Origin of the sequence: Curtobacterium sp. HSID17257 (assembly GCF_003989515.1) — a bacterium.
In the GTDB taxonomy this organism is placed as follows: Bacteria; Actinomycetota; Actinomycetes; order Actinomycetales; family Microbacteriaceae; genus Curtobacterium.
The window spans coordinates 1-10,372 of sequence record NZ_RBLU01000106.1; the positions used below are offsets into that span (position 1 = coordinate 1).

Below are 10,372 nucleotides of genomic sequence, written 5' to 3' on the forward strand. Positions count from 1 at the left end.
TGTCGTGTCCACGCTGCACGACCGCGCGGAGCACCCGACCGTGCTGGTCGGGTCGGCGTTCGGTGACCTGCCGGACCCGGAGTGGACGGTCCGGGCAGCGGAGAGCGGCTGGCAGCTGCCGCACGGCGGGCAGCGCCCCTTCGACGGACACCGCTACGTCGCGCTGTACGGCGCTCCCGGCGCGCCGGTGCTCGGCGTGCTGGGCGAGCAGGACCCGGCGGCGACCGTGCGTCGCGCCGAGGGCATGGCGAAGGAGTACGACGGGCTCGGCGACGAGCCGGTGACGCCGGCGATGGAGGTCATCGCGACCGTCGCTGCCGGGGACGCCGGGGCGGACGGCGACTACTCCACCGAGCTGCCGGCGTCGACCCTGGAGCCCTACGTCGACGCGGCGACCGACGCCGGGATGCCGGTCATCCTCGACCTGCAGCCGGGGCGGTCGGACTTCCTGTCCCAGGCGAAGCGGTACGAGGCGCTGCTGGCGAAGCCGAACGTGTGGCTCGCGCTCGACCCGGAGTGGCGGCTGACCGCTGACCAGGTGCCCTTGAAGCAGATCGGGAGTGTCTCCGCGTCCGAGGTGAACGAGGTCTCGTCGTGGCTCGCCGACCTGGTGCGGTCGAAGGGCCTGCCGCCGAAGGCGTTCGTGCTGCACCAGTTCCGGCTGTCGATGATCCAGGACCGCTCGTCGCTCGAGTCGCACCCGGAGCTCGACGTGCTCATCCACGTCGACGGGCAGGGCTCGCAGCCCGACAAGCAGGCGACGTGGAAGGCGCTGCACCAGGACGCGCCGGAGGGCGTGCACTGGGGCTGGAAGAACTTCTTCGACGAGGACACCCCGATGCTGTCGCCGGAGCAGACGATGGCGGACGTGCAGCCGACACCGTCGCTCATCACGTACCAGTAGCGTCCCTCTTCTCCACAGACTGGAGGGACGGGGCGCGTTCCGTCGGCGGGTGCTGACAGCATGGGGGCATGTCTGGTCTCGGTGTCGGTTCGTCCGTCGGCTCGCCTGCTCCTGCGGCGGCTCCGCCGTCCGCCGAGATCGCTGCGGAGGCGCAGGCGGCCCTGGCCGCGCTGACGGGGCGACCGGACGCGGTCTTCCACCCCGGACAGCTCGAGGCGATCTCGGCCCTGGTCGAACACCGGCAGCGCGCCCTCGTGGTGCAGCGCACCGGGTGGGGCAAGTCGGCCGTGTACTTCCTCGCGACCCTGCTGCTGCGCCGTCGCGGGGGCGGGCCGACCGTGCTGGTGTCGCCGCTGCTGGCGCTGATGCGCGACCAGGTCGCCGCGGCCGCGCGGGCCGGCGTCCGTGCGGTGTCGATCAACTCCGCGAACGCGCACGAGTGGGCGGACACGCAGGCCGCCCTGGCACGGGACGAGGTCGACGTGCTCCTCGTCTCCCCCGAGCGGCTCAACAACCCGCGGTTCCGCGACGAGCAGCTGCCGACGCTGATCGCACGGATGGGCATGCTCGTCGTCGACGAAGCGCACTGCATCTCCGACTGGGGTCACGACTTCCGCCCGGACTACCGCCGGCTCGCCGAGCTCATCCGCTCGCTCCCCCAGGGCGTCCCCGTGCTCGCGACGACGGCGACCGCGAACGAGCGCGTGGTCGAGGACGTCGCCGAGCAGCTCACCGCGGGTCCGGACGCCCCCGTCTTCACGATCCGCGGCTCCCTGGCGCGGGCGTCGCTCCGGCTCGGTGTCCTCACCCTGCCGGACGCCCGGCAGCGACTCGGGTGGCTGCTCGCGCACCTGGGCGACCTGCCCGGCAGCGGCATCATCTACACGCTGACCGTGTCCGGGGCCGAGGACATCGCCCGGCTCCTGCGCGAGAACGGGTACGCCGTCCGCGCCTACACCGGACGGACCGACACCGAGGAACGCGAGCAGCTCGAGCAGCAGCTCAAGGGCAACGAGCTCAAGGCGCTCGTCGCCACGAGTGCGCTCGGGATGGGCTTCGACAAGCCGGACCTCGGGTTCGTCGTGCACGTCGGCGCGCCCTCGTCGCCCGTCGCCTACTACCAGCAGATCGGCCGCGCCGGGCGTGCGACCGACAACGCCGACGTGCTGCTGCTGCCCGGGCGCGAGGACCGCGAGATCTGGCAGTACTTCGCGAGCGCATCGATGCCGACCGAGGCCCGCGCCTCCGCCGTGCTCGGCGCGCTCTCCACCGACACGGCGATGTCGACCGTCGCGCTCGAGGGCCTGGTCGACATCAAGCGATCGACGCTCGAGCTCCTGCTCAAGGTGCTCGACGTCGACGGGGCCGTGCACCGCGTCGCCGGGGGTTGGGTGTCGACCGGGCAGCCGTGGCAGTACGACGCCGCCCGGTACGAGCGGGTCGCCGCCGCCCGTGAGGCCGAGGCCGCGTCGATGCTCGCCTACGAGTCGACGTCGGCGTGCCGCATGCAGCTGCTGCAGCAGGACCTCGACGACCCGTCCGCCGAGCCCTGCGGGCGCTGCGACAACTGCGCGGGCGTCTGGTACCCGACGTCGGTGTCCGACTCCGACGCGTCCGGTGCGGCCGCCGCGCTCGACAAGGTCGGCGTCGAGATCGCACCCCGTGCGCAGTGGCCGTCCGGCATGTCGTCGCTCGGCGTCCCCGTGAAGGGGAAGATCCCGGCAGGTGAGCTCGTCGAGCCGGGCCGGGCCGTGGCGCGCCTCACCGACCTCGGTTGGGGTGGGCCGCTCCGCGCGCTCTTCTCGGCTGCGACTCCGGACGGTCCGGTGTCCCGCGAGCTGGTCGACGGGTGCATCCGGGCGCTGAAGGACTGGCCGTGGGCCGAGCGTCCGACCGCGGTCGTGGCGATGTCCTCGCGGTCGCGGCCGGAGCTCGTCGGGTCGTTGGCGCAGGCGCTGGCCTCGATCGGACGGCTGCAGTTCCTCGGGACGCTCGGACGGAGCGGCGGGGAGCCCCGCGGGGACGGTGCGACGAACAGCGCCTACCGGCTGGCCGGGGTGTGGGACACCTTCGTGGTGGACCCGGCGCTGACTGCGGCGCTGGCGTCGCACCAGGGGCCGGTGCTGCTCGTCGACGACCTGGTCGACAGCCGGTGGACCGTGACCGTCGCCGGGCGGGAGCTCCGGCGTGCGGGGGCGTCGGCCGTGCTGCCGTTCGCGCTCGCCACGGTGGCCTGACGCCGGCGACCGGGCAAGCGGGCCCGTCGGGTCCGGGGTCGGTCCCGTGGTGTCGCGTGCTCCCGCACAACCGGAAGCGCGTCGCGCCCGGGATTCCCATGGTGCGACGTGCTTCCGGTTGTGCGGACGACGGTGCCCGCCGGCGACGCGAGGGTCAGGCGGCGCCGATCGCGTCCAGCTCGCGGATCGCGTCGGCCGGCAGGGTGATGCGCGCGCCCTCGACGTTCTGCCGCAGGTGTTCAACGGACGACGTGCCGGGGATGAGCAGGATGTTGTCCGACCGCTGGAGCAGCCAAGCGAGGGCGACCGACAGCCGCGACTCCCCCAGCCGCTCCGCGACGGCGTCGAGCGCCTCGGACTGGATCGGCGAGAAACCGCCGAGCGGGAAGTACGGCACGTAGGCGATGCCCTCGGCTGCGGTGAGGTCGACGAGGTCGTCGTCGCCCCGCTGCGCCACGTTGTACATGTTCTGCACGCACACCACGGGTGCGATCGTCAGGGCCTCGACGAGCTGCGCTCCCGTCACCGTCGACAGCCCGAGGTGGCGGATCTTCCCCTGCTGGCGGAGTTCGGCGAGCGCCTCGAACTGCGGCGCGATGCTGCCCGGCTCCGGGGCGTCGAACCCGCCGACCCGCAGGTTGACGACGTCGAGCTGTTCGAGGCCGAGGCGGTCGAGGTTCGCGTGGACGTCCTCGACGAGCTGCTCGGGATTCCGAGCAGGTGGCCACTGCCCCTTGTCGTTCCGCCGCGAGCCGACCTTGGTGACGATGTGCACCTGCTCCGGGTACGGGTGCAGGGCTTCGCGGATGATCTCGTTCGTGACGTGCGGGCCGTAGAAGTCCGCGGTGTCGATGTGGGTGATGCCGAGGTCGATCGCCGTCCGCAGCACCCGGACGGCCTCGTCGCGGTCGGCGGGCGGGCCGAAGACGTGCGGGCCGGCGAGCTGCATCGCGCCGTAGCCGAAGCGGGTGACCTCGAGGTCGCCGAGGTCGTAGGTGCCACCGGGGAGGCTGTTCGTCGTCATGCTCCGACGATGCTCCCGTTCACTGCGGTGTGCCCGGCCCCCGTTGTCCCCTGGTCGCTCGGACCGGCTTCGGGAAGGTCGCTCGCATGTGGTCACTCGTCAGCACGTCCCCGATGCCGATCATCAGCAGCGAGAACAGGATCTGCTCGATGACCATCCAGAACGGGTACAGCCCGGGGATCGCCGCGACCACGAGGGTCACGACCGGGAAGATCCGACTGAACAGCCGGAGCCGCTGGTACGCCCAGTAGTAGCCGAGCTGCGCCCGCCACGCGAACACGTAGAGCGTCAGCGTGATGAGGAGCACCACGGTCGCCCGGAACCAGACCGCCCACGCGACCGTCTCCCCCGCGCGGGTGAGCAGCACGGCGACGACGATCGCCGCCAGTCCGACCGCCGTCTCGGCGACGAGCAGCCACCGGATCCACCGGAACGACCGGACGGTGTCCCGGTGGGCGAGCATGTCCTCGCGGATCACGTAGTCGGCCTGCCGACCACCGGCCAGGCGGTCCAGGTGCAGCCGACACCAGAGACGGTCGGCGAGGACGGGGAGCGACACATCTCCATGGTGCCGTATCCGGCGCCTCCCGGAAGGACGTCCGGGAGGCGCGTACGGGTGGTCGACGTCGTCCGACGTCGGCCCTGGCGTGGCCGGGGTCGAGGCCTCGGCTGCTCCATCGGTCACACGATTCACGCGTCGGCGGCACGGAGGGATCTGCGGCGGCAGGTGCGCCAGTGTGAGCGCCCGCATCGGCATCCGCTACTGGGCCTGCGACCGGCCCCGCGCCCGCGGCCGGGCTCGCGGCCGGGCCCCGCTCGCAAGGGAGACCGCGTCCCCCGCCCGCGCCCCCGTCCGAACCCGCACCGCGTGTCTGGCTTCACGCGGTGAGGCCCGCCCGCTGGGACGTGAGCAACAGGACAGCGGTGACCCACGCCTCCCGGCCGGATCGGCGCTCGGCATGGAGTGCCGCCGGCACCGTCCCCAAGGCGGGAGTCAGTCGGTGGGGACGAGCAGTGCGACGCCGAGCACCTCATCGGTCTCGTCGTCCACCAGGGCCGCGGAACGTGTGTCCGCCTGGAGCGACGACCCGTCGGTGATGAGCGAGAAGCCCTCCGACGTGTGTTCGTCGACGGGGGCCGTCACGACGCCCGGGGCGTGCGCGAGGGTGCTGCGGTCGGGCATCGCGTCCGGCGACAGGACGAGTCGGACCGCGCGCGTCCCCGGCGGCGTGGACAGGTCGTCGACCCGTACCGCCACGGTCGACTCGTCGGTCCGCTCGATCCGGACGGTCGCGGTGACCCCGTCGGCCTGGGGCGCGACCGAGCCGGCGACCGGGAGGACCCGCTCGATCCAGTCCTCGACGCTCCGCGGGACGCCCTGCCGGACCTCAGCACCGGGGATCGGCGCGCCGAGGGCGTTCGACACCCCGATCGGGCCCGAGCCGACCATCGACTTGGACCGGTCTGTCGACTCAGACCCGTCCACCTCACCGGACGTGGACGGCCGGTCCGTGGGACGGCCGGTCCGCGACCCGTCGTCGCCCCCGCTGACGAGCCAGGCGGCACCGAGCGCGCAGACGACGACGGCGAGCGCCAGCAGGACCCCGAGGGATCCGAACCGTGCTCGCCGTGCCACGTCGTCGACCGACCGTTACGTGCGCTTGCGGCGCTCGCGCACCCGCATGTTGACGTTGATCGGGGTGCCGTCGAAGCCCCACACCTCGCGCAGGCGACGCGTGATGAACCGGCGGTACTGCGGGTCGAGGAACGCCGAGGTGAACAGCACGAACGTCGGCGGCTGGCTCGACGCCTGCGTCCCGAACAGGATGCGGGGCTGCTTGCCACCACGGACCGGGTGCGGGTGCTCCTGCACGAGCTCGGCGATGAAGGCGTTGACCTTGCCGGTCGGGATGCGGGTGTCCCACGACTCGAGCGCGGTCTCGAGCGCCGGCACGAGCTTCTCGAGGTGACGGCCCGTCCGGGCGGAGATGTTGACGCGCGGGGCCCAGGCGACGTGCGCCAGGTCCTGCTCGATCTCACGCTCGAGGTAGCGACGTCGGTCGTCGTCGAGCAGGTCCCACTTGTTGTAGGCCAGGACGAGCGCCCGACCGGACTCGAGCACCAGGTCGATGATGCGGAGGTCCTGCGTCGAGATCGGCTCGGTCACGTCGAGCACGACGACGGCGACCTCGGCCTTCTCGAGCGCCGCGGTGGTGCGGAGCGAGGCGTAGAAGTCCGCGCCCTGCTGCAGGTGCACGCGCTTCCGGATGCCGGCGGTGTCGACGAAGCGCCAGACGCGGCCACCGAGCTCGATCTGCTCGTCCACCGGGTCACGGGTGGTGCCCGCGAGGTCGTTGACGACGACGCGCTCCTCGCCCGCCGCCTTGTTGAGCAGCGAGCTCTTGCCGACGTTCGGGCGGCCGAGGATCGCGACGCGACGGGGTCCGCCGACCTCCTGCTTGGCGACGGCCGACGTGTCCGGGAGCGTCTTGATGATGAGGTCCATCAGGTCCGCGACGCCGCGGCCGTGCAGCGCGGAGACCGGGTGCGGCTCGCCGAGCCCGAGGTTCCACAGCTCGAAGGCGTCGAGGTCACGGCGGTCGTCGTCGGCCTTGTTCGCGACGACGATGACCGGGCGGTCGGTTCCGCGGAGCATCTTCACGACGTGCTCGTCCGTGGCGGTGATGCCGACCGTGACGTCGACGACGAAGAGCACGGCGTCGGCGAGGTCGACCGCGACCTCGGCCTGCGCGGCGACCGACGCGTTGATGCCGCGGGCGTCGGGCTCCCACCCGCCGGTGTCGACGAGCGTGAAGCGCTTGTCGTTCCACTCGGCCTTGTAGCTCACGCGGTCGCGGGTGACGCCGGGGACGTCCTGCACGACGGCCTCGCGGCGGCCGATGATGCGGTTGACGAGCGCCGACTTGCCGACGTTCGGCCGCCCGACGATCGCGAGCACCGGGTACGCGGGCAGGTAGTGGACGCCGTCCTCGCCGAGCTCGCCGGCGTCGAGGAGCGCGACGTCCTCGTCGTCGAGCTCGTACTCGTCGAGCCCGACGCGGAGCGCGTTCGCACGCTGCTCCGCCTCGGCGTCGTCGAGTCCGGCGAGCCGTTCGCCGAGCGCGTCGTCGTACTCCGGGAAGTCGTCGTTGTCGTGGCTGTCCTGCTGGGCCATGGTGGGTTTCCTCGTGTGCGACCGGAGCCGCGGTGTCGGTGGCCGGTGCCGGCCGGGCCGGTTCCCCGGCCGTGGTGACCGGGCGACCCGGTCGTGGTGACCGGGCGACCCGGTCGTGGTGACCGGACGGCGCCCGGTCGTGCGTCAGTGCGTGGCCGCTCGGGCCAGGTCGACGACCGCCTGGACGGTCTGGTCGAAGTCGAGGTCGGTGGAGTCGAGCGTCGTGACACCGTCTGCAGCGTTCATGAAGTCGACGACCTTCGCGTCCGCCGCGTCTCGACGGGCGAGTGCGGCAGAGGTCTCGGCGGCCGACTGCGTGGTGACCTCTGCCGAGCGCCGAGCCATCCTAACCGACTCGTCGGCGGTCAGCAGGATGCGGACCTCGGCGTCGGGTGCGACGACCGTGGTGATGTCGCGTCCCTCGGTGATGATGCCCTGCGGGTCGGCCTTCCGCATGACCTGCCGGAACAGCTGGACGAGCTTCTCGCGGACCTCGGGCAGCTTCGCGATGTGCGCGACCGCCGCGGTGACCTCGGGGGTGCGGATCGCCTCGGTCACGTCGGTGTCGCCGACGCGCACGAAGTAATCGTCGGGGTCGGTGCCGATCGTGTAGCCGAAGGTGTCCCAGCTGGCGACGACCGCGGCGGCGTCGTCGAGGTCGACGCCCTGCTGCAGTGCGTGCCACGCCAGAGCACGGTAGGCCGCGCCGGTGTCCTGGTACCCGAAGCCCAGGGCTCGGGCCGCTGCGCGCGAGACGCTGGACTTGCCGCTGCCGGCGGGGCCGTCCACCGCGATGACGGTCTTCGCGACGAACGCGCCCTGCGGCAGGCCGGACGGCACCGGGGCGCTCGTCGAGCCGGGTTCCCCGCCGGGAACGCCGAGGCCGCCTGCGGGTCCGCCGAGTGCACCGCCGTCGGCGCCACCGGCCGCACCGTCGCCCGGGGTGGGGGTGGGCAGACCGGAGTCGGGCCCCTCGGGACCCCCGGTGACGCCGGAGTCGTTCGGCGTGACGTGCGTGTCGTCGTTCAGGCCCATGCTGCTGCGATCCTCCATCCGCGCCCCTCGAGTTCCTCGACGAGTCGCTGTTCCTGCTCGGGGACGACCGACACCTCGACGATGCCGATCGGTGCGCCCGGTGAGTGCTCGAGGCGCATGTCCTCGAGGTTGATGCCGATCTCCCCGATGAACTGCAGGAGCGCGGCGATCTGCCCCGGGGTGTCGTCGACGAGGACGACCACCCGGGCGAAGCGCTTGGTCGTGCCGTGCTTGCCGGGCAGCCGCTCGACCCCGCGGTTGCCGGCGGCGATGGTCTCGGCGATCGTCCGCGGCGACCCTTGGCCGTCGGGGTCGTCGAGTGCGTGGAGGACCCGGTCGAGGTCGTCGCGCAGGTCGGCCAGCACCGGCCGGATGTTCGCGGCGTTCGCCCCGATGATCTGCACCCAGAGGCCCGGGTCGCTTGCGGCGATGCGTGTCACGTCACGGACACCCCCGCCCGCCAGGTCGAGCGACCCGTCGGGGGCCTCCTGCAGCCGCGCGGCCATCAGGGTCGACACGAGCTGCGGCGCGTGCGACACGTACGCGACGGCGAGGTCGTGCGACTGCGGCTCCATCGGGACGACGGTCGCACCGACGTCGAGCGCGAGGTCCTCGACCACGGCGGCACGCTGGTAGGAGATCGCGTCGTGACCGGCGATCACCCACGGGCGGCCCACGAACAGGTCGGCCCGTGCCGCGGTCGGTCCGCTGCGCTCGCGGCCGGCCATCGGGTGCGAGCCGATGTACCGACTGACGTCGGCGCCCGACGCCAGCAGTCGTTCGAGCGGTCCGGTCTTCACGCTCGCCACGTCGGTGACGACCGCGCGCGGGTGAGCCGCGAGCTCGCGCTCGACGACCGTCGCCACCACGTCCGGCGGGACCGCCACCACGACGAGTTCCGGCTCGTCACCCTCGGCCGGGCGCCGGCCAGCGCCGTAGTCGACGGCGAGCGCCAGCGCGGCGGGCGAGACGTCGTCGAGCACGACGTCGACGCCCTTCTCGCGGAGGGCGAGCCCGATCGACGCTCCGAGCAGCCCGGCACCGACGACCCGCACAGGTCCGCGCAGCCGCCGGTCGATGTCCGGTTCAGCGTGCGGGGCGGGGGCGTCGGTCACGGGCTCCAGCCTACCGAGCGTCAGTCGGCAGTCTCCTCGTCGGTGTCGCCCTGTGCAGGAGCCTTCGCCTCACGGGCGATGCGCAGCAGTCCACCGAGCTCGACGGTGGAGAGCTCCCGCACCCTGCCGATCGGCAGCGATCCGAGCTGCAGCGGCCCGAACGAGCGACGCACGAGCTCGAGCACCGGGTGGTCGACCGCGTCGAGCATGCGTCGCACGATCCGGTTGCGCCCCGAGTGCAGGGTGATCTCGACCAGGGACTCGCCGCGGGCGGACTCGAGCAGTCGCACCTTGTCGGCGGCGATCGGACCGTCCTCGAGCTCCACGCCCTCGAGCAGCCGCTGCACCGTCGCCGGGTTCACGTTGCCCGCGACCTTGGCGATGTAGGTCTTCGTCACGCCGAACGACGGGTGGGCCAGCACGTGGGCCAGGTCGCCGTCGTTCGTCAGCAGGAGCAGCCCCGACGTCTCGGCGTCGAGCCGACCGACGTTGAACAGGCGTTCCTCGTACCGGTCGACGAACTCCGACAGGTCGCGTCGACCGCGTTCGTCCTGCAGGCTCGACACGATCCCGACGGGCTTGTTGAGCAGCACGTACCGCCGTGAGCTGTCGACCTGCACCGGCACGCCGTCCACCGCGATCTGGTCGGTCTCGGGGTCGACACGGCGTCCGAGGACCTCGACGACCTCGCCGTTCACCGTGACGCGCCCCTCGACGATCAGGTTCTCCGCGACCCGTCGGGACGCCACGCTCGCAGCGGCGATCACCTTCTGCAGCCGCTCACCGTCGGCCTGGAGGCTCGGCGCACCCCCGGCGTGCGACCCCGCCTCGTCCGCGTCCCAGTCCGGGATGATGGGCCGCTCCGGCGTGCCCTCGACGGGG

8 protein-coding genes and 1 pseudogene are annotated in these 10,372 nt (G+C 72.5%); 2 read left to right on the forward strand and 7 right to left on the reverse strand.

Annotated features, from left to right (window positions below; translation table 11 throughout):
- Together D8M35_RS16655 and D8M35_RS13395 are read left to right on the forward strand one after the other, a co-directional pair.
- Positions 1 to 904 (forward strand): annotated as a pseudogene (locus D8M35_RS16655) (hypothetical protein); the annotation flags it as partial.
- A gap of 68 nt (positions 905 to 972) precedes the next feature.
- Positions 973 to 3,141, forward strand: a complete 2,169-nt coding sequence (locus D8M35_RS13395; protein WP_238638232.1) for an ATP-dependent DNA helicase RecQ — start codon at positions 973 to 975, stop codon at positions 3,139 to 3,141.
- Between the two features lie 154 nt (positions 3,142 to 3,295).
- Here the strand turns inward: D8M35_RS13395 and D8M35_RS13400 are convergent, their stop codons facing one another.
- From D8M35_RS13400 to D8M35_RS13430, 7 genes are all read right to left on the reverse strand, one after another.
- Entirely contained in the window at positions 3,296 to 4,165 is an 870-nt protein-coding gene (locus D8M35_RS13400; RefSeq protein WP_126892303.1) for an oxidoreductase, read from the reverse strand.
- Positions 4,166 to 4,184: 19 nt separating this feature from the next.
- A complete protein-coding gene (locus D8M35_RS13405) occupies positions 4,185 to 4,724 on the reverse strand; it encodes a hypothetical protein (protein ID WP_126892304.1) in 540 nt (179 codons plus the stop codon).
- A 435-nt stretch (positions 4,725 to 5,159) separates the two neighbouring features.
- Entirely contained in the window at positions 5,160 to 5,801 is a 642-nt protein-coding gene (locus D8M35_RS13410; RefSeq protein ID WP_126892305.1) for a hypothetical protein, read from the reverse strand.
- Between the two features lie 15 nt (positions 5,802 to 5,816).
- Entirely contained in the window at positions 5,817 to 7,340 is a 1,524-nt protein-coding gene (gene der / locus D8M35_RS13415; RefSeq protein ID WP_126892306.1) for a ribosome biogenesis GTPase Der, read from the reverse strand.
- Positions 7,341 to 7,484: 144 nt separating this feature from the next.
- Entirely contained in the window at positions 7,485 to 8,168 is a 684-nt protein-coding gene (gene cmk, locus D8M35_RS13420) for a (d)CMP kinase (protein WP_174234751.1), read from the reverse strand.
- A gap of 197 nt (positions 8,169 to 8,365) precedes the next feature.
- On the reverse strand, positions 8,366 to 9,490 hold the full coding sequence (locus D8M35_RS13425) for a prephenate dehydrogenase (protein ID WP_126892307.1): 1,125 nt from the start codon (positions 9,488 to 9,490) through the stop codon (positions 8,366 to 8,368).
- 20 nt (positions 9,491 to 9,510) lie between these two features.
- The gene (locus D8M35_RS13430; protein ID WP_238638233.1) at positions 9,511 to 10,266 is read right to left on the reverse strand and encodes a pseudouridine synthase; all 756 of its coding nucleotides are present in this window, start codon (positions 10,264 to 10,266) and stop codon (positions 9,511 to 9,513) included.
- Positions 10,267 to 10,372: the final 106 nt, after the last annotated feature.